At 42.4% G+C, this 20378-nt stretch carries 17 protein-coding genes, 1 tRNA gene, 2 pseudogenes and 2 CRISPR repeat arrays; of the genes and pseudogenes, 15 read left to right on the top strand and 5 right to left on the bottom strand.

Annotated features, from left to right (window positions below; translation table 11 throughout):
- Positions 1-111: 111 nt before the first annotated feature.
- Positions 112-2077: direct repeats of the CRISPR family, unit length 28 nt; unit sequence GTTTCAGAAATACTAGTTAGTATGGAAG.
- Between the two features lie 1088 nt (positions 2078-3165).
- The 12 genes from cas6 to DMB44_RS08515 all read left to right on the top strand — a co-directional run bounded on the left by cas6 (position 3166) and on the right by DMB44_RS08515 (position 15406).
- Positions 3166-3891 carry a CRISPR-associated endoribonuclease Cas6 gene (gene cas6, locus DMB44_RS08570; protein WP_110642754.1) on the top strand — a complete coding sequence of 242 codons (726 nt, stop codon included), beginning with the start codon at positions 3166-3168 and terminating at the stop codon, positions 3889-3891.
- The gene (gene cas10, locus DMB44_RS08565) at positions 3884-6172 is read left to right on the top strand and encodes a type III-A CRISPR-associated protein Cas10/Csm1 (protein ID WP_161952124.1); all 2289 of its coding nucleotides are present in this window, start codon (positions 3884-3886) and stop codon (positions 6170-6172) included. The genes cas6 and cas10 overlap by 8 nt, the downstream gene beginning before the upstream one ends.
- Positions 6159-6617, top strand: a complete 459-nt coding sequence (gene csm2, locus DMB44_RS08560; RefSeq protein ID WP_161952123.1) for a type III-A CRISPR-associated protein Csm2 — start codon at positions 6159-6161, stop codon at positions 6615-6617. Before cas10 ends, csm2 begins: the two co-directional genes overlap by 14 nt.
- An 11-nt stretch (positions 6618-6628) precedes the next feature.
- Entirely contained in the window at positions 6629-7327 is a 699-nt protein-coding gene (gene csm3 / locus DMB44_RS08555) for a type III-A CRISPR-associated RAMP protein Csm3 (protein WP_153280204.1), read from the top strand.
- Positions 7328-7334: 7 nt separating this feature from the next.
- Positions 7335-8255, top strand: a complete 921-nt coding sequence (gene csm4, locus DMB44_RS08550) for a type III-A CRISPR-associated RAMP protein Csm4 (protein ID WP_110642746.1) — start codon at positions 7335-7337, stop codon at positions 8253-8255.
- Positions 8252-9274 (top strand): type III-A CRISPR-associated RAMP protein Csm5, encoded by a 1023-nt coding sequence (gene csm5, locus DMB44_RS08545; RefSeq protein ID WP_110642744.1) that lies wholly within the window; start codon positions 8252-8254, stop codon positions 9272-9274. Before csm4 ends, csm5 begins: the two co-directional genes overlap by 4 nt.
- A 5-nt stretch (positions 9275-9279) precedes the next feature.
- On the top strand, positions 9280-10035 hold the full coding sequence (locus tag DMB44_RS08540; RefSeq protein WP_153280203.1) for a CRISPR-associated protein Csx14: 756 nt from the start codon (positions 9280-9282) through the stop codon (positions 10033-10035).
- A 4-nt stretch (positions 10036-10039) separates the two neighbouring features.
- The gene (gene cas1b, locus DMB44_RS08535) at positions 10040-11005 is read left to right on the top strand and encodes a type I-B CRISPR-associated endonuclease Cas1b (RefSeq protein WP_110642740.1); all 966 of its coding nucleotides are present in this window, start codon (positions 10040-10042) and stop codon (positions 11003-11005) included.
- Positions 11005-11259 (top strand): CRISPR-associated endonuclease Cas2, encoded by a 255-nt coding sequence (gene cas2, locus DMB44_RS08530; protein WP_110642738.1) that lies wholly within the window; start codon positions 11005-11007, stop codon positions 11257-11259. Before cas1b ends, cas2 begins: the two co-directional genes overlap by 1 nt.
- A 280-nt stretch (positions 11260-11539) precedes the next feature.
- Positions 11540-12646: a CRISPR direct-repeat array (repeat unit 28 nt; unit sequence GTTTCAGAAATACTAGTTAGTATGGAAG).
- Positions 12647-12735: 89 nt separating this feature from the next.
- On the top strand, positions 12736-14055 hold the full coding sequence (locus DMB44_RS08525) for an MFS transporter (protein ID WP_110642737.1): 1320 nt from the start codon (positions 12736-12738) through the stop codon (positions 14053-14055).
- Between the two features lie 710 nt (positions 14056-14765).
- Positions 14766-15002: a hypothetical protein gene (locus DMB44_RS08520; protein WP_110642735.1), complete on the top strand. Its 237-nt coding sequence runs from the start codon at positions 14766-14768 to the stop codon at positions 15000-15002.
- Positions 14999-15406, top strand: a complete 408-nt coding sequence (locus DMB44_RS08515; RefSeq protein ID WP_161952122.1) for a PIN domain-containing protein — start codon at positions 14999-15001, stop codon at positions 15404-15406. The genes DMB44_RS08520 and DMB44_RS08515 overlap by 4 nt, the downstream gene beginning before the upstream one ends.
- Positions 15407-15792: 386 nt before the next feature.
- Here DMB44_RS08515 and DMB44_RS08510 read toward each other — a convergent pair.
- Positions 15793-15864, bottom strand: a tRNA-Ala gene (locus DMB44_RS08510).
- 56 nt (positions 15865-15920) lie between these two features.
- Here DMB44_RS08510 and rnhB point away from each other — a divergent pair.
- Positions 15921-16556 (top strand): ribonuclease HII, encoded by a 636-nt coding sequence (gene rnhB, locus DMB44_RS08505; protein ID WP_110642731.1) that lies wholly within the window; start codon positions 15921-15923, stop codon positions 16554-16556.
- On the opposite strand, the gene DMB44_RS08500 is transcribed toward rnhB, so the two are convergent.
- Genes DMB44_RS08500 through DMB44_RS08485 form a run of 4 tightly spaced genes read right to left on the bottom strand, consistent with a single transcriptional unit; the run spans position 16553 to position 19484 of the window.
- Positions 16553-16954 (bottom strand): Zn-ribbon domain-containing OB-fold protein, encoded by a 402-nt coding sequence (locus tag DMB44_RS08500; RefSeq protein WP_110642730.1) that lies wholly within the window; start codon positions 16952-16954, stop codon positions 16553-16555. The two genes, rnhB and DMB44_RS08500, sit on opposite strands and share 4 nt — an antisense overlap.
- A gap of 2 nt (positions 16955-16956) precedes the next feature.
- A complete protein-coding gene (locus DMB44_RS08495) occupies positions 16957-18120 on the bottom strand; it encodes a thiolase domain-containing protein (RefSeq protein WP_110642728.1) in 1164 nt (387 codons plus the stop codon).
- A complete protein-coding gene (locus DMB44_RS08490) occupies positions 18107-19162 on the bottom strand; it encodes a hydroxymethylglutaryl-CoA synthase (protein ID WP_110642726.1) in 1056 nt (351 codons plus the stop codon). The genes DMB44_RS08495 and DMB44_RS08490 overlap by 14 nt, the downstream gene beginning before the upstream one ends.
- Positions 19163-19208: 46 nt before the next feature.
- Positions 19209-19484, bottom strand: coding sequence for a hypothetical protein (locus DMB44_RS08485; protein WP_110642724.1), 276 nt, complete (start codon positions 19482-19484; stop codon positions 19209-19211).
- Between the two features lie 91 nt (positions 19485-19575).
- On the opposite strand from DMB44_RS08485, the pseudogene DMB44_RS08480 reads away from it, so the two are divergent.
- Positions 19576-20169 (top strand): annotated as a pseudogene (locus tag DMB44_RS08480) (IS607 family transposase).
- Positions 20150-20378 (top strand): annotated as a pseudogene (locus DMB44_RS08475) (RNA-guided endonuclease TnpB family protein); the annotation flags it as partial. The pseudogenes DMB44_RS08480 and DMB44_RS08475, both read left to right, overlap by 20 nt.

The raw sequence follows: 20378 nt of genomic DNA, 5'->3' as shown, positions 1-20378 counted from the left end.
ACCATATTAATATTGTATCTTATATACATTATATAATTATTCATGCTATAAATACATAAAACATATTGGAAATCGTTATATACAGTATAGAAATAAGATTATAGACAACGGGTTTCAGAAATACTAGTTAGTATGGAAGACAAGAGAGGAAGTAGTTGATTTCATCGAAAAGGAAGTTTGTTTCAGAAATACTAGTTAGTATGGAAGATTCTTACCCAATACAGAAAATACTTGATGGTATATAAACAGTTTCAGAAATACTAGTTAGTATGGAAGTTTTTATACTCTTAATCGGGTTCGCTATTTCCACCCAGTTTCAGAAATACTAGTTAGTATGGAAGTTTCGATAAATGGGATATATTCACCGCAATTGCTTCGGTTTCAGAAATACTAGTTAGTATGGAAGGATGTCATGTCCCCAGTGTAAAAATGCTGTTTCTAATGCCGTTTCAGAAATACTAGTTAGTATGGAAGTTTTTAAAAAAGCCATTAGTTTTTACTGCAGAGCCTAGTTTCAGAAATACTAGTTAGTATGGAAGTGACCAAGCGCTCCGTCTGTTCCTGTGGCCACCTCGCGTTTCAGAAATACTAGTTAGTATGGAAGGCGAAGATTTTCTTGGTAATACCGATCATCGGCTTCTAACAGTTTCAGAAATACTAGTTAGTATGGAAGGTAAATTCACTGTCATCATATGTCTGCATTTCTGCAAAGTTTCAGAAATACTAGTTAGTATGGAAGCTGTATGGCTTCCTTCACGTCAGCCGATACAGTAATCTGTAGTTTCAGAAATACTAGTTAGTATGGAAGATTCTATTCCAAAAATATATAAAGTCATTTTATTCCTCGTTTCAGAAATACTAGTTAGTATGGAAGTCGTCCTTGTCATATATTTAGCGATGAAGGCTAATACGAGTTTCAGAAATACTAGTTAGTATGGAAGGTCTCTCAAATAGATCAAATATACAGCTATAAATTCTGCCAGTTTCAGAAATACTAGTTAGTATGGAAGCGTTCCGCCGATTGCGGCAATGAAAACATCGCCTTCGTTTGTTTCAGAAATACTAGTTAGTATGGAAGATACTTAATATTGAAGTCCCCGTTTCATGGAAAACTTCGTTTCAGAAATACTAGTTAGTATGGAAGGTTGTATTCTCCTATCCTCACAACCATTTTTTCACCTGTTTCAGAAATACTAGTTAGTATGGAAGTGATATCAGGGTCGGTACCTTCGCCATCCCGATCTCATGTTTCAGAAATACTAGTTAGTATGGAAGGGGTAGTAGCCCGTCGGAACCTGCGTTTTTCCTTCCACATGTTTCAGAAATACTAGTTAGTATGGAAGGTTGTATTCTCCTATCCTCACAACCATTTTTTCACCTGTTTCAGAAATACTAGTTAGTATGGAAGTAGCAAAGATGCAGGTCTATTATGTATTATTGCGATATGCCAGTTTCAGAAATACTAGTTAGTATGGAAGAAACCACGCGTTCAAATCCTGATCGAACAGATGATAGTTTCAGAAATACTAGTTAGTATGGAAGGGGTAGTAGCCCGTCGGAACCTGCGTTTTTCCTTCCACATGTTTCAGAAATACTAGTTAGTATGGAAGATTGTATACAAAATAGTCGCTGTCGCCCACGATGTGAAGTTTCAGAAATACTAGTTAGTATGGAAGGTTTAAAACGCCATCCTTTCCCAACTTGCTGAGGCAGGTTTCAGAAATACTAGTTAGTATGGAAGTTTGTTTGTCAGTGTGGCAATCTTTTGCACGGTTTCTTTAGTTTCAGAAATACTAGTTAGTATGGAAGACGGTTCGTCTCCCAATAGTTAGACGCATCGAACTCAGTTTCAGAAATACTAGTTAGTATGGAAGAACCGTTATACGGTTGAAGGCATACACGCCATAATCCGTAAGTTTCAGAAATACTAGTTAGTATGGAAGGCAACAATAGTTGGAATAAATGATGTTATAATCTTTATATTGTTTCAGAAATACTAGTTAGTATGGAAGTTGAATAAGGACGGATTCCTTCTGACCTATCCTGTGTGTTTCAGAAATACTAGTTAGTATGGAGGTGGTCTTTTTTGATCATATGAATGACAATTTCAATGCTCGAGCCCTATTATCAATGGGATAAACGATATTTTTCTTCTGAAGTCGTATTTTCAAGGGGATAAATGGTATGGTAACAAGATAAATCCTTAGATACCATACCTTTCATCGCGGAAGCCGTATTTTCAATAGGCTATATTGGGGATATAAATTATTGATTGCATATAGCCTATTGGTAATGCGTGGTCTGGAGACGAAATTGCATCAATCGAGGGATATTGGGATATATCCCTAAATTACAATACTTTTTAATGCTGATGCCGTATTTCCAATAGGATATATGAGGGATATTGGAGGGATATATTTTTTAATATCCCTACTTTATATCCCTACTATACATGGGATTTTTCGATGGAAAACAGTCGATCATGACCAGAGAAGACTTAGCAGAAACTGCAAAGTCATGTCTGATGCCAGGGATATATTTTAGATATTTTCACACCGGTGTTTTTTAGCATATTCCATTTAGAATTTATATATAGTAATATATATTAGTATTGGATCTCACCGCTTTTTAGATATGAAGCCATTTTCAGTTCTCTGAAAGCCTTTATGCTTCAGGGCTGTCCATCCGGATCAGAATACTCTTTCCTTAAGTACAACGGATCTATTGATAGAGATAAAGCGATGTGCAGACATCCTAGCCATTTTCTTGAATTCATGCTATCTGTTGCGACGGATAACTAAAACGGCGATAGAGGTACGGAACAATGCATACTGAGTCAGATTCGCATGAATAAAGAAAATCTTAAGTGTTCATGGATATGCGAATAACGTCTCGATGTTGGGCAAGATAATCATAGCGATTGTATCAGAACATCGAGGATGGAAAGGAACATTAGCGCAGATCCGTATATGCCACATCCTAGATCTGATGGAATATATGAATACACATCAATGTCAAACTTAAATATCTGTCTATAAGAAGAATTATGATGCAATGGGTTGTGTCTAGATACTATTATTCAAAATGCAATGTTCAATCTAATATATTCATTTATACTTATAAAATAATGGAAAGATTAAAATATGGTAAACAGATCGATTATTAGTGAGCAGAATAATTATTACGCTGAATTCAAAGACCAAGATTCCGGCTGATGAATTCAATAAGTATTATATGAACAGCCTAATACATAATCTGCTCAGGGATGCCGGCATCGATTACCTGCACGCCAGCAACCGTTTTAGATATTTCACATTCAGCGATTTTTTTCCATCAGGTCCATTGATGCCTGGAGATGAAAAGAAGATCATAATTTCTTCGCCCGACGTGGACATGATAAAAATGCTGTTTGAAGCCATATCCAAGGACAACTTCATATATCTAGGCGAATCGAGACTGGATGTGGCCGACCTTAAGATGTTCAACCTGAACAAAAGGCCAAACGCTTTCATAACTGGCAGTCCGATCGTTATTTCAAAGGATAACAGAAAAAATCTTTACTTTTCAATCAGAAATGACGATAGTTTATCCTTCTTCCTTACGCGCTTGAAGCAGAACGCTGTCAAGAGGTATATACAGTTCACAGGAAAGACTGGGTTCACCTTTGAAGACGTGATCTTCGACAAGCTTCTCTTCAACAAAGAGGTATCGGTGAGGCTAAGGAAGATGGGGAGGGAATTTTTCGTTATAGGATCTACCTGGAGGTTGCTGAAAAAGGAGAGACTAAGCTATAGATATATAGATTTTTACAGGTTCTTAATGGATGCAGGCATAGGGGAGAAGGTTAGTATGGGATTCGGTTTTCTAAATCCGGTGAATGTCCATGGATGAGGATGAATTTATACTAGCATGTGCCGCGCTACTTCACGATGTGGGCAAGATACGAACAAGATACAGGCGAAACAAGAAACATGCAGCGCATGGAGAGGAGATGCTTAGGGAAAGCCTCAATGGGTCTCTAGGCGAGTACAGAGAACGTATAATCGATCTTGTCGCCAATCATCATTCCGAAAAGTCTTACAGGGACGATGATGAGGGGCTGTTAAAGATACTGAAGGAATCCGACAGGCTTAGCGCCTCCCATGATAGGGAGGAGTATGAAGATAAATTGGAGCATGGCGGAAGCGACGTTCACCTGAAGAGCATATATTCTTATATTAAGGATCATAAAAATCAGAGCGGTGGTATTAATCTCATGCCCACTCTTTCCCTAAAGGATTTTTCGAAAAAGGACCTCACCACATTGATGAATTCGAGCGAAAACACAACCAATGCATTGAGAATGATCGATGAGGATCTCTGCGAAGATCTGAAGCATCTGAGTCTACAGGAGAACAAGAATGCCTTTGTAGACAACCTCGTCACACTCATAGATCAATATACATGGGCGGTATCATCAGCATACTATTATGACCAGCCGACGATATCGCTCTCGGCACATCTCAGGCTTACTGCCGCAATCGCCCATGCCAGACTTCATAATGAGAGGGAGTTTCTGCTGCTGGGAGGGGACGTCTCTGGGATACAAGCCTATCTTTCTCGCTTCAGAAAGACAGAAGACGATGGGACGGGAGAGGGCGCGGACGAAAAGGCTGCAAAGAGGTTCAGAGGCCGTTCATTTTCCATTTACCTGCTTGTGGACGCAGTTATAGCGCATATAAGAAAGGAGCTCGATGTAGGTCTCTATAGCGTCATAACACAGAGCTCTGGTGGCTTTTTGATGCTTGTACCGCTAAAAAGCGATACGGAGGAGAAGCTCAAAAAGATAAGGAAAGAAATCGAAAAAATGTTCATGGATCACAGGGGGCTTGGGATGGCCATAGGCTGGGTCAGGGAACGGTTCGAGGATCTCCCTCGTGATGATTCAAATGAGAAGCGGAAGAACTTCAGAGTGATGCGTTCAGAATTGACCATAGAGATCGAGAGGAGGAAGAGGGGGATACTCTCCGATGATCCTTCGAGTATAGATTTCTATACACCGCCAAGTTCTTCGAGGTTATGCAATGCTTGCGGTTTAAGGCCAATAGACTCGGAAAGCGATGGTAAGTGCAGGATATGCAAGGAAGAGGAGGATCTTGGAGCGCTGATTGCGAAGATGAGCGAATCAAAAAACTTCATTACCCTGTCTGATAAAGGCGTATTCACCATTGAAATAGGTAAACAGCGGTACTCCTATGGGGGAGAAATGGACGACAGCGGCGTTAGGGAGTTTCTTTTCCTCGATCCGAATATACAACCCTTTAGATCTGGAGACAAAGTGTCTAGGATGTTGCTGGTTGGGCATTATACGCCAAAGAAAGATGGCAAAGTTAAGACGTTCGAGGATATCGGAGTTAAGTCCATTTCTCAGGATCTATGCCTGTTCAAGGGCGATGTGGACAACTTCGGCTACATATCCTCTGGCGGTCTCGTTAAGGACACGATAAGCACCTTTGAAACTCTCAGCTTATACACATCTCTGTTCTTCTCAACGGTTCTGGATAAGATAGCAAAGAAGCATGAAACCTATGTAGTTTATTCTGGGGGCGATGATGTTACCGCCGTGGCCAGATTTGATAAGGCTGTCGAATTCGCCATTGATCTGAGGGATAGCTTCAGACGCTGGACGCTCAACAGGGTGACAATGTCGGCAGGCATGTTCAACTTCTCGGGAGATAAGCCAATCCGCTACGCCATAGAGATGGGGGAAGAATACCTCCATAGGTCTAAGGGATTCAAGAAGAATGGAAGTGAAAAGGATGCTGTAACCATATTTGATACAACTTTGCCATGGAATGAATTGTCGAAACAGAATGAGGTTGCGAAGATTATCAATGAATACATAGTTGGCTGCAAGCACATTTCGCATGGCTTCCCATATTTTTTAAACTCCTTGAACGACTACAACCCTTACGTGGATCACATCTGTAAAGGAACGTTGATAAAGGTGCCCGATCCTTATTTGTACTATTACCTGACCAGAAACTGGAAAGAACAGAAATGCGGCCATAAGATGGAAGAGTTTAGGGAAAAAATATTGAATGAACAAGTTTTTAAATATATAAAGGTGGCAGCGTCCCTTTCGGCGCTGTACAACAAGAAGTCGGATGGTGATGTTGATGATGGGAAATAACCCAAGGAATAATAAACAGCAATTTGGTGGAAACTACCAAGGTCAGAGCAATGTAGGGAATATTATAGATTATATAAAGAAAGGAGACACATCGAAAATAGTTGAAATTTTTGGTTCGAATGGCGATATTAAAAATTTAGTGCGGTCACCAGTAATAACCAAGACTCAACTACGCAAATTCTACGATCCGATAGTCGCGCTTAGGGATAGCGTCGTAAACAATCAGAAAGCAAACAGAGATGAGATAAAGGCGAAACTTGCAATCATGATACCTCTTCTGCAGTATTCTTTGCGAAACGCAAGAGATGCGGAACCTTTTATAGAAAAGCTACAGGAAATGATTAAAGCTGTCATAGACGGTAGCGACGATGATTTGGTGAAAAGACTCGATAGATTTTCCGATGTTTTTCAGGCGGTTATAGCCTATTCAAAGGAAAAACAATAGAGGTGATAGGGATGGTTGATTCGATGCTTAAAGATATATTGGTGAAACATTACTCGATAGAGCTTAGAACCGGAATGCACATAGGCGGTGGACAGGAGAAGGTTGGCATAGGCGGGGCGGATTCACCCGTTATTACCGTTGAGATCCGATGGAAAGACAGGGATTATGAGGTCCCGTATATACCGGGATCATCCATAAAAGGAAGGATGCGCTCGCTTCTTGAACTTAAGTACTTCAGCAAGGGGGATTTCGATAACTTGAAGGATCCTGATATGGTGAGCTGCAAAGCTAATTTGAATGGAAAAAAGAAATTGATCGGAGAGGCATTTGGTTGCCCAAGAGGAGACAATTCTCATCAGATGGATTTCGTCTATACAAGGTTCTCATTCAGCGATTTTTTCCTCAGCGAAGATACTATGAATGAGCTGGTGAAAAGGGAACAGGGATACTACAGGCTTGGCACGGAGATAAAGGCGGAAAATTCTATAAACAGAGGGACTGGTAGGGCCAATCCCCGATTCATTGAGCGTGCAGTACCGCAACTGAGGTTCGAAGGTACGATAGGTATAAACGTTTTCGAAGGTGACAAAGAAGAAGACCTTATCGAACTTCTCAAAGAAGGCATAGACCTTCTGGAGAAAAGTTACTTGGGTGGCAGCGGATCGCGGGGATACGGAAGGATCCACGTAGAGGAGATTCAAGGCAGGTAGTGCCATCATGCCGGAATTCGCCATAAAAATGCAGATGAGGACGGCCTCAACGGTATTGGATTCCATGAAGATAACTGGTGCATTGATAAGCAGGCTGATCCTCCGTGGCGTGGATGCCGATGAGGTGCGTAGAGCATGCGAGGATGGTTCGCTTATAGCTTCCAGCCCTTTTCCAATGGGTCCAAAGGATGAGATACTGCTTCCCATCTCGAACCTTCTGATGTACATTAGAGCAGACGTATCAGAAGAAGAATTCAGGGATCTAATGAGGAACAGAAAGGGTCTGCCCAGGTATCTTCCGCTGGAAAGGATAAGGGAGATAATGAAAAACGACGTCGAGATAAACTTAGGGGATCTGGAAGAGATAAGGCAGGCGTCTAAAAATAATGAAAGCGAAAGTAAGGCCAAGGGCATGGTCGTGGAACCATTTGTCTATTATGGAAACAAAATATATGCAAATGAGACAAAGGTGTTTGCCAGGCATTTTGCATTCTACGCCCGGGATGGAAAGTTCTGGGTTCATATACGCACAAAATGGGAGGATGAAACCGAGATCGCGCTGCAAGACTTGGAGAAGGAAGGTCTTTCCGGTCGGCGATCCGCTGGCTACGGCCGCTTTACGTTTGAGAAGTTTGAAGATCATCTTCAGACGGGCGTCTCCGGGAACGCCTACTATATGTCCCTATCACTCTTCGTGCCGGCCGAAGGAGAGCTACGCATGATCGATTTTGAGAGATCCTACTACAGAACGCGTATCATATCTGGACTGAATGGGGATGGATCCTCGTTCGGGTTTGTTCGTCCCATTACCGAAGGCTCGCTACTTTTCCTAAAAGGTCCGGTGAATGGGAAGACAATACCGATTGGAGGCGGGCGAGTGAAGAGATTGCTTCCGTTCAATCTGATGGCCCTGGAGGTTAGAAGATGAAGATAACGCTTGAGGTAAATACACCCATTCTTATATGGGATGGCATAAATAGAACGACCTTTGAGGTCTTCGAGGGGAAAAATGGAGCGAGTATATACGATGTATATCGCGCAATTTCGACAATGCCCCTCGAGCATTTAGAAAAAATGAAAAGCCTATTGGAAGACTTAATAAAAAAATCAAAGAACGAAGATGTTACAAATTTGAATGAAAAGATAAATAAATTCTGGGAGCAAGTTAAGGACAAGGTTTCAGATTCGATCATATATGATAACGTCAAGGTGGAATCCAAGGACTTCAGGAACAAGGGCAATATAATCGTTCATGCACATACAGGTTTCCCGGGCAATGAAAAACCTTATATACCCGGATCCAGCGTGAAGGGGGCGATGCTGACCGGCATCATAGTTCAGGCGGCCATATCTTCTTCCGCTGATGGCCATGCGATCAAAGCCAATCTGGATAAAATATACGATTTGATAAAGAAGGCACAGTTGAAGGTTAAGAGTGGGAACCGTACCCTAATATACTCATATGCCCTTGGCCGTGCCTTCAGATTCTCTGACTTCATGCCTGTTGGAGAATACAAACTATCCATAATGACCGTAGAGAGGAGGAATAACGCAAATGTAAAGGGAGGAATACCAAACGTGGGCGTCTTCCTGACATCGGGCAAGTTTGAAGGCGAATTTCTTTACGACAGAGTTGAGATGATTACGTTTCTCGATAAATATGATAAAAGTGAAGATTCTGATCCTAAACCTTTCCCGTTCGAAAATTTCTTTAAAGAAATAAATGATGAAAATGATGCTTACAATAAAATGATAGAGGGCATAAAATATATAGACCAGAAATGGGCAGGGATCTCAAATAAGATCGAGGAAGGACCGATCATAACGCTTGGGAGATACAGGGGTGCTAGGGCAATGGCAGTCTCTAAATTCATAGCAGAGCCGGCAAATACGATGTGGTTCACGCAGAGCAGTCAGAGGCCTGGACAGCTCATTATAAGGCGGTGATCAGTTTGGGATCTTTGCTCATATGTACGGTGGGCACCACACCGATGGTGGTTAGCGAGGTCTTCTGGTATCTAAGGAATACGGATGAGAAGCTCTTCGATGTCAGCTTGATATTCACCGACGACGAGGAAATAAAAGCGGGTGTAAATGCCGTTATTGGTGCCATCAGATCGCGGTATGGAAACATAAGGTTTCATAGACACATGATAAGGTATCAGGACATAACCGATAACGATTCCCTCAAGGATTTCCTGAGGGTATTTGTGAATGCCATAGGTGATGCGAGGAATCATGGTTCGGACAGGATATATCTCAACGTGACAGGTGGGAGAAAGATACAGGGCATAGTCATGTCCATGTATGCTGGTTTGGCTGGGATCAGCAAGGTTTACAACGTCATAAACAAAGATGTGAGGAATTATAATGAGAACTTCGAGAAGATAAAGGACGAGATCATGAAGGATTTCAGAGATGTAGATGAAAAGACCGCGACTGAGCGATATCGTAAGGATGAGAAACTGTACGATCCTGTCTTCTATCCAGATCCAGAGAGCCTATCCTACATAGAACTGCCCGTTATCAGCCTTCCAAGGGATGAAATAGAAATGTTGAAGAGGCTCCTCAACGGTATTCCGATCGAGGATAGCGGCGTTCTGGATTCCACCATAGACGCATACGTGAAATCTGGCCTTATATTCAAGGATAAGAGTAGGGTATATCCCGAGGAGCTCGGCGAAATCATAAGAGACCTGCTTCAGTAGGGACATGAAATATACCTTCTACATAACTCAGGATGGGTCGGTGGAGCGCGAGAGCGACACCCTGGTCTTCATAGGCAAGGATTTCAAGAAGCACCTTCCAGTTCTGAACGTGGAGGATATAATCATAAGCGGTAAGGTGAGCCTCAGCTCATGGGCCCTCGATTATCTCTCTAAGATCGGCATAATCGTGCACATACTCAGACCCAACGGTACATACATGTCATCCATAGTCCCGATATCAAAGAATGAAATAGGCATGAATACGGTAAAGCAGGCAATGGCTTATTCAAGCAGGGATAGGCTTGATATCGCCGCTGAGATGGTCGAAGGTATACGCCATAACATAATCAGGAATCTGCGTTATTACAACGAGGATGGGGCCATAAGCGGCATAATTGAAAGAATAAGATCCTATGCGATCAAGAAGGACAACATAAATTCCATATTGGGTGTGGAGGGCAACATATGGTCTGATTATTACTCATCATTTCCTAAGATATTCAAGGGCTATCCTAGTTTCAAGAGGCAGTTCCATCCACCACCGGACAGCCTCAATGCGATGATTTCTTTCGGCAACGCAATGCTTTATTCCTCAGTTCTTACGAAGATAATCGCATCAGGACTCAATCCATCCATAAGTTTTCTGCATGAGCCATCTGACAGATCGTTCTCGTTGGCCTTGGATATAGCTGATGTGTTCAAGCCAGTGATAGTTGAGAGGCTTGTGGCCTATCTGGTAAACAATAGAATAATGAAGGATGGCGACTTCGAAGAACGGGATGGTGGTGTTTACCTCAACGATACCGGCAGGAACAAGTTCGTCTCAGCATATAGAGACAGGATGGAGTCAAGCCTGAAGGTTGGAAATGGATACGCAACTTATGAAACCATAATTGGAGAGGAATGCTATAAACTGTTGCATCATGTATCGGAAGGCAAGAGATACCGATCGTTCAGGATGTGGGATTGATGTACGCCATCTTAGTCTATGATGTTGACGAGAAGAGGGTTTCTAAGATCAACAAATATCTGAAGAGGTATCTGATATGGGTGCAGAACAGTGTTTTTGAGGGGGAAATAACGGATGCGCTGTTGAACGAGATGATGGAAGGCTTAGATGAGCGGCTGGAAGAGGGCGATTCTGTAATATTATATAAATTCAAGACAAAGGGATATGTTGATAGATTCATAATAGGGGAGAAAAGGGATCTAAACGTTATATGATGCACTACATAATCCGTAGATCATTGAGCAATGGTATGTTCGTGGATTTGTGTCACTATCGCTACATAATTTATTTATATAAGAAAATGTCGGTAAGGGTATTTAAACAAAGTCAAAAAATGAGGCTTACCGAAATTTTCAATTCTTTCGTTGGTAGATATCGTATTATACCATATTAATATTGTATCTTATATACATTATATAATTATTCATGCTATAAATACATAAAACATATTGGAAATCGTTATATACAGTATAGAAATAAGATCATAGACAACGGGTTTCAGAAATACTAGTTAGTATGGAAGAAATTATCATCATTATTGAGTGGCAAAAACCTTGTAAGTAGTTTCAGAAATACTAGTTAGTATGGAAGAACTTGTGCGGCTGCGTTGTCTGCATTTTTTTGTCGCCTGAAGTTTCAGAAATACTAGTTAGTATGGAAGTGGCAAATGAGCAGGATGATATCCTCAAAGTCATAGATTGTTTCAGAAATACTAGTTAGTATGGAAGACAACGCTCTGAACGCGAAATACCAAACACTGTCTGGGTTTCAGAAATACTAGTTAGTATGGAAGTATAACGGCAAAGTCCCTATCAAAGTTCTTATTGTGTCTGTTTCAGAAATACTAGTTAGTATGGAAGAGATAGAATATCGCATCTATCTATCCTTTAAAAATCTCGTTTCAGAAATACTAGTTAGTATGGAAGTAGATATATTAGATAAACAGCAATGAACTCAGCCACCGGTTTCAGAAATACTAGTTAGTATGGAAGTTTCTGTTTCTGTTTTAATTCTATGATTGGCTATATTTATCAGTTTCAGAAATACTAGTTAGTATGGAAGGAGAGACTTCCTCGTAATCTTTAAGCCTTTCTCTCTGGTAGTTTCAGAAATACTAGTTAGTATGGAAGACTCTTCAAGCTCCCTCATTGTTACCGTGAGGACCGGCTGGTTTCAGAAATACTAGTTAGTATGGAAGAACCGTAACAGCAGATTATAGGCAGTATGAAATGTCATGTTTCAGAAATACTAGTTAGTATGGAAGTATTCGATCTCTTCGGAAGGAGGAGCCGGATTGAGACGTTTCAGAAATACTAGTTAGTATGGAAGAAATTATCATCATTATTGAGTGGCAAAAACCTTGTAAGTAGTTTCAGAAATACTAGTTAGTATGGAAGAAGTCTTCAATGGGCATATCTGATATATCTACACATATATTGTTTCAGAAATACTAGTTAGTATGGAAGGTATCGCATCCACCGATGCCTTATATAGGGATTAAGGGATTTGTTTCAGAAATACTAGTTAGTATGGAAGAAAGAATATCCCACCCTCATACTTCAAAATCATTTTTTGTTTCAGAAATACTAGTTAGTATGGAAGACCTCACATGTGTTGCATTAATGGTGTTGCATTTATCCCTATATATCTCTATATGGAAAAAAAGATATAATACGTTGGTCTAGAATAGTGTGGCACAGGATAATCTTCTTAAAAAACTTGATGCCCTCAGCATCAAGAAATATCATTATCTGATAACAGCGCTTTCCGATATGGGTTATTTTCTGGATGGCTACGATCTTCTTGTGATAGGTCCGGCTCTCCTGTTCATAGGGCCGCTATTTCATATAGGTGTAGCGGAATCAGCCATAATCGGTGTTGCAACAATAATCGGCCAGCTGATAGGCGGTGCTGTATTCGGTTTCATAGCCGATCTCAAAGGACGTAAACTCATATACCAATGGGATATGCTCATCTTCGCCTTATTCGCCATATTGAGCGCAATATCGATAAACGCCATTGAACTTATAATATTCAGGGCCCTTCTTGGTCTCGCCATAGGTGCGGATTATGCGTTGACGCTCTCGATAATCGGCGAATACAGCCCGGTTAAAGGTAGGGGCAAGCTTCTCGGGACTGATCTCATGTCATGGTGGATCGGTGGGGCTGTAGCCGTGTTTCTGGGTCTAGTGCTTCTTCCCTATGGCAGTGTTTCCTGGCGTTACCTGCTTGCTGCCGGCGCCATACCGGCAATAATAGTGCTAATACTCAGAAGAAATGTAGAGGAAACACCCAGGTTCGCTGTGGAAAAGAAGGATGAATCGGAGATCGCGGATATAGAGAAAAAGCTTGGTGTGTCGGCTGGGAATGATGAATCCATTCCAGACGATAGGTATGCAAAACCATCGTATTCCAGAAGGGCATTCTTCACCTTCACCTCCTGGTTTTTCAACGATCTCATATTTTATGGAATAGGCATATACACTGCAACTCTTCTTCTTGAGCTCCATTACACAACGCATTCCGGATCTCTTCTTCTCACATTGATTCTATACATAATAGGCATAACCGGAACGTTGTTCTTCGTTTTCACGGCCGATCGCTTCGGAAGGAAGAAATGGCAGCAATATACTTTTCTCGCGCAGGGTCTAGCTCTGCTGCTTTTGGCACTATACGCAATCGTCATAAGTAAGGAACCGCCCTTACTGCTTCTCTTTCCAATGTTCGCAATATTCTACTTTGCCAATGCAGGCGGGACAGGAGAAACAACTGGAATTTTCGTATCTGAGCTGTTCCCTACGCGCATAAGAACAACAGCCATGGGTGCAGGCACCGCCATAAGCCGTGTTGGAGCCATCATATCCGCTGTGGTCTTCCCAATCACCCTTAAGCTCTATGGTGCCATTCCCATGGAATTGATCCTGTTTGTTGTGGGATTTCTGGGGTTCCTGATAACATTGATATTCGGTGAGGAGACAAAGAACAGATCGCTTGAGGCCATCTCCTCATAGATCTTTTTATCAACGCAATAGCAGCAGCTAATAATTTATGTTGCCGTTTAACATATCCTTTTTTCAGAATATTTTCAGAATCGCTCCATCGATGCGGCTATGATTGAAAAATTAATTCATTCAATTAACACCTGACTTCTATTTTACCTATGAATCGGGTTAAATCTGGCGTTTTTCAAATATGAAACCATAGATCAGTTTTATAGAAAGGCTAGGGGTTTGTGGGAAGCAATAATTCTCCTTCTTCGGACAAGAGATACACGGACTCCCCTCAACGAATATATTTATAAATTGTCTTCCCACATTCTTTTGTATCATCCACGATAAACAAGTTTACGATGCTTGAGCGGGATCGATGAGATCCGAATTCACACCTGTGGTTATAGCGATATATGGCTTTTACGTATGTCCGGACAGGCAGAGGTCTCTTCGATGAAAGGAGAAATCGAAGATTCAGCTGAGGAATAGCTCACTTTTATTAATCTAGTATCTGTTTTCAGCGATACTTTCAACGCATAATCGATGCTCATCACCGGAAAACGATGGTTTATATGTATATGTGACAAAAGTCATTGAATAAAAGGCAGTGGGCCGGTCGGGATTTGATCAATGTTTTAAGCGAATACTATGATTTATGATGAACTATAAAGACTCAATATAAAGAAGAAAGTTAACCGTAAAATGTTTATATGGTATGGTGATTCATAATCATGGTCAAAACCACCATTAACCTTGATGAAGATATATATGAAGAAATAGTTAAGGAATCTATAGAAAAGTACGGCAGTACAAAGAATATTTCTAAAATCATCAATCAACGTCTCAAGAACAGCATAAACCCTACAGAAAAAAGGAAGGGTAGAATAACTTTCAAGGTCAGCGAAAATCTTTCATCACTTGACGCAGACAGTGAGATAAGGGCTGGATGGGATGGGAACAACAAATGAGAGTGTTCATAGACACAAATGTTCTGGTGTATGATACCATAGAGAATTCGCCGCATCATACAAGGGCGAGTGAGCTTATCGACAGTTTCGGGGACCCCATAATAAGTTCGCTTTCAATTGTTGAACTTGGTTTTGTGCTTCCCAGATACGGAATAGATAATGATAATGTTAGAAAGAAGATTGATGAATTATTGCATAGTGGATATTTTACCATATCCTGGCTTTCTGGAAAGACAATTGAGAAGGTAACCGCGTTCATGGTTGAAAACAATCTGAGCTTCAGAGATTTCAATGACTGGATAATAGCATATGATGCACATTCAAGAAAGGTGCCTTTGGTAACATTTGACAAAATACTGTATAATAAATGCAAGAGGCTTGGAATTCAAGTTATTGAGATATAGTTTAATGAACGGATTGATCATTTTCTTAATGGTCTAAGCGTATAATATCTTCCTGACACCTCATCCTTCTGATAAATTCCACTATTGGAATATGCATACTGTAACAAAATGAGTTCTGTTCCCTATTGCATAGGTGAGATCAAATAGATACAGATAATCGGTGACATTCTTTGAGTTGAATGTCATCACATTGATAATTAGAACTACAAGTGACAAAATAAGGACTAGTAATATATGATAAAGATAATGATTCATGATAGACTTTAAAATTTAAAGAAAAAAGAGCAAGAAAGCTCTGACCTTCAGGGATGAGAGGATGTCAGAATCATATATTCCTATTAGTAAGAGAAACACGTAAATCAGCTACTTTTTAGTATTATGACGAATGGACCGGTCGGGGTTTGAACCCGAGGCCTCCTGCTTGCAAAGCAGGCGATCTACCGCTGATCTACCGGCCCTCATCTAGGTGAATTTCTACAAGGCTTTAAAATTATCGATGTTATACATCCCGCAGATGGAAGCCGAGATACAGTGCGGGATAGACGAGGCCGGGCGTGGGCCGGTTATAGGGCCCATGGTCATATCGATCGTTTGCTGCGATACAGAGTTCCTGAAAGGTATTGGAGTTAAGGATTCAAAGGTTTTATCGAGGAAGCGTAGATCCGAAATATTCAAATCAATAATGGATCGATGCCATGTGAGATACAGGATCCTCAGCCCTGAGGAAATAAACAGGATGATGTCAATGGAATCGCTGAACAAGATCGAGGAGGACGAAATAATCGAACTTCTTGAGTATGCAGAATCAACCGTATACATAGACTGCTACGATGTCATAGAGGAGAGGGCTCAGGAGGCTATAGAGCGTCGATCCGGAAAGAAGGTTGTGTGCAGGCATAAGGCGGATGCCATCTTTCCAGCCGTATCTGCAGCCTCCATAGTATCAAAGGTGCTGCGCGACGCTGAGATAGACAAGCTTCATGAGAAATATGGAGATTTCGGATCTGGATATCCGTCGGATCCGAGAACCATCGAATTTCTTTATGGCTTCCTGAAAAACGCTAGAGAACCGGAGAAGATAGTGCGCATGCACTGGTCCACTGTAGGGCGTATAATAGACGAAATAAAAAATCAGAAAAAATTGTTTTAGTCTAGGGCGAACTTGTAGCCATACACGATCACGCCTGTGTCCCCATCCTCTCCCATGCGCCTGAACACCGCATGGACATGCTTTCCTATTTCGACCTCTGAGGGATCGCAGTCTACGATCTGCCCGGTTATCATTGGCCCTTCCTCCGTCCTTATCAGCGCCAGAACGTAGGGCTTCTGCCTGGAGAATCTCGGCGGAGCTTCATGAACCACTGTGAAGCTCTCTATAACACCCTCACCGGAAAGCTCCAGATCCTTCATCTTTCCTATCGATTCCCTGTGGCATGTGGGGCAAACTTCCCTTGGCGGAAAGTAAACCCTGCCGCAGTTATCGCATCTGGTGCCAAGGAGCCTGTACCTGTGCTCGCTCTCCCTCCAGAATCTTGACAGCTGTCCCATTATCACTCACCCACTATATGGACGACCGATGTCGCCCCTGTTCCTGCCATATTGTGCAGCATACCATACCTCGCATTCTTCACCTGCCTCTGCCCGGCCTTGCCCTTCAGCTGCAGATAGGCCTCGTAGAACTGTGATACGCCTGTCGCTCCCAGCGGGTTCCCCTTCGCCTTCAGCCCGCCTGAGGGGTTTACTGGAAGGCTTCCGTCTATCTTTATCTCGCTCAGAAGATCCCGTCCTTTGCCCTTCTCAGCGAAGCCCAGATCCTCAAGCTCAATGAGGCCGTATATGCTGTACGAATCGTTGAGTTCGACGAATGAAATGTCATTCCTCTTTATTCCAGCCCTGTCGATCGCCTGCTTCCCCGCTATCCTGGTTGACTCAAGCGTGTATATTGACTTCCTGCTGTGCAGCGCAAGATAATCCTCAGACATGGCCGAACTGACTATCCTTATACCGTCAAGCCTGTTCTTCTTGCGGTACTCATCCGATGCAAGAATGATGGCCGAAGCACCGTCTGATATGGGAGAGCAGTCGAACACGTTGAGCGGTTCCGCAACAGGATCGCTCTTCAGTACCTGATCAACCGTTATCTTATTCCTGTACTGCGCGTCAGGGTTCATGGACGCGTTCGCATGGTCGTTGACCGCTATCATGGCGAGATCCTCCCTTGGCACCTTGAAATCGTGCATGTATCTCCGCGCCGTTATTGCGGCCAGTGCTGCAGGCGTTGCGCCGTTGAAGCTCTCCCACTCCCTGTCCAGTATGGATGACTGCACATCGATGATCTCCGAACCATATATGTCAGTCATCTTCTCAACGCCCCCGACCATCACCACATCGTACTCTCCGGACTTTATTGCAAGGTACGCTTCCCTCACTGCCGCGCCTCCAGACGCCGTGGACGCCTCGACGCGCACAGCAGGTACATGCGTCTCCGCAATTCCGGAGAAATCCGCAGCGAGGGCAGCTATGTTGCTCTGTTCGTTTATCGTTCCGGCGAGGCTGTTGCTCGCATAGAGCATCTGCACGTCCCTCGAATAGATATTTGCATCCTTTATCGCCTCAAGACCCGCCTCAACCGCGAGGTCCCTGAGCGATTTGTCCCAAAGTTCGCCGAATTTTGTCTCACCTGCGCCTATTATGTAAACTTCACTCAATACCATCACCCACTATGATCTTCTTCTTGAACTTTGCATAGATGGCGTAATCCACCCATCTCACGTTCTCGAGCATCTTCTTTATGGTCGGTGCCCTGTTCCTGTCCATATCCTCTATCCTGTCGGTCACCGTTATATCGAAGGCATCGGATCCAGCTCCGGAACCGAATGAAACGGCAAGTATGTGGTCGCCTGGTTTCGACACATCCAGTATCGAGGAGAGGCCGGTCATCATCGAACCTGAATATGTGTTTCCTATGTACGGTGTCAGAAGGCCGTCCTTGTACTGCTTCTCATCGAAACCCAGCATCTTTGCGGCTCTTGTGGGAAACTTGCCATTTGGCTGATGGAACACGACGTAGTCGTAGTCCTTGGGCTGGGTCTCCATGCGCTCCATCATCATCTTGGCCGCAGTTACGACGTGCCTGAAGTAGGCGGGTTCGCCGGTGAACCTCTCGCCGTGGCTTGGATATGGCTGGCCCTCCCTCCTCCAGAAATCAGGGGTATCCGATGCCACTGAGAGCGTTGAATTGATCTCCGCTATGGTATCGTCCTTTCCTATGATGAACGCGGTGCCGCCGGCTGACGCAGAATATTCCAGAGCATCTCCAGGCGCCCCCTGCGAAGTATCTGCGCCTATGGCCAGTCCGTACTTTATCATGCCAGAATCCACCATGGCCTTCACGTTCTGCATTCCAGCCGTTCCGGCCTTGCATGCGAACTCATAATCAGCTGCAAAAAGGGAAAAATCAACGCCAATGGCGGATCCAACGATGGTTGCGGTTGGCTTCACCGCATAGGGATGCGACTCGGAACCGACGTATATTGCACCGATCTCCTTGGGATTGATCTTCTTTCTCTTGAGTGCATTCCTTGCCGCCTCAACGGATATGGTGGCCACATCCTCATCCGGTGCGGGCACCGATTTGCTGAGTATGTATATGCCATTCTTTATGTGTTCTGGGTTCTCGCCCCACACCCTCGCTATCTCATCTGGTTTTATTCGATACCTGGGTATGTAGGAACCGTAGGTAACTATACCTGACATAGATTATGGAATTGCTGGAGGTATTTAAAAATTGGCGAAGTTCAGTTCAACGTTCGCCGAACAGATCCCGTACACGAACAGCCTGGCCGTCCTTGAGCACGAAGACATCGTCTTCGTAATCGGCATCAATAGCCAAATTGCGCTTGTTTCCTGTCGGTATTATGAAGTAGGATCTCTTCCCGTTCCTGCCGTTGAGGACCAGCCTGATCTTCTTGTCCATCTTCCCATCCGTCTCGTATCCGTATGTTACGAAGGAACCGGAGTCAATGAAAACACGCTTCTCTATCTTGCCGCCCTTTGTCTCAGTTTCGTACTCCTTCATATCTATGCATGAAGCGATGGGTCATAAACATGGCGATATAATCCGTAATTCTAATAACTATTTATACAAATACTGTATTATATTATTAACTATGAAAGCAAATGAGGTATTAAATCTGCTACGAATATCATGAAAGACGCTTCATGTATACGCCTCAACGGGGAAGATAAGGTTCACAGTTATGCCCAATGGGCATTATGGCTACAATGATGAGGATATTTACAAATTATTAAATAGGGACGTTAAGAGAAAAACAGTCATATATGCAAGGGTATCAACAAAACAGAAAAACGATCTAAACAATCAAATAGAGCAGTTAAAGCAGTGGTGTTTTATGAATGGTTATACGATAAATGCAATATACTCAGATATAGCATCTGGTATATCATTTGATAAGAGAAAGGGATTCTTTGATATGCTTGATGAGATCATAAACTACAGGGTTGAAAAGGTGATAATAACATACAAGGACAGGTTAAGCAGAATAGGTTTTGACTTGTTTAAATATTTATTCCAGAAATACGGCACAGAAACAGTCGTTGTATCTGAAGTAGGCAATCAAAAGCTGGATTCGGAGGAAATATTTGAGGATATAATTTCAATGCTTCATTGCTATTCAATGAAAATGTATTCAAAAAGGAGGAAAAGTTCAATGGAGATAGGCTATGAAAACGATGAGAACTGAACAGATCTTTATCCGTGACAATGGCGTAATATCCAGAATGTGCCATGTATCAAAGAACCTATATAATCAGGTAAATTATATTCTAAGAAACCAGTTCTTCAATAAGGAAAAATTATCATCATACAAGGATCTTGCAAAACAGTTTTCAAAACCATCAGGTATAGAGGAAAACAACAATTTCCAGAAACTGCCAGCACAGACAGCACAGT

The sequence above is a fragment of the Thermoplasma sp. Kam2015 genome, assembly GCF_003205235.1.
Classification (GTDB): Archaea; Thermoplasmatota; Thermoplasmata; order Thermoplasmatales; family Thermoplasmataceae; genus Thermoplasma.
This window is presented reverse-complemented; position numbering and strand designations above follow the sequence as displayed.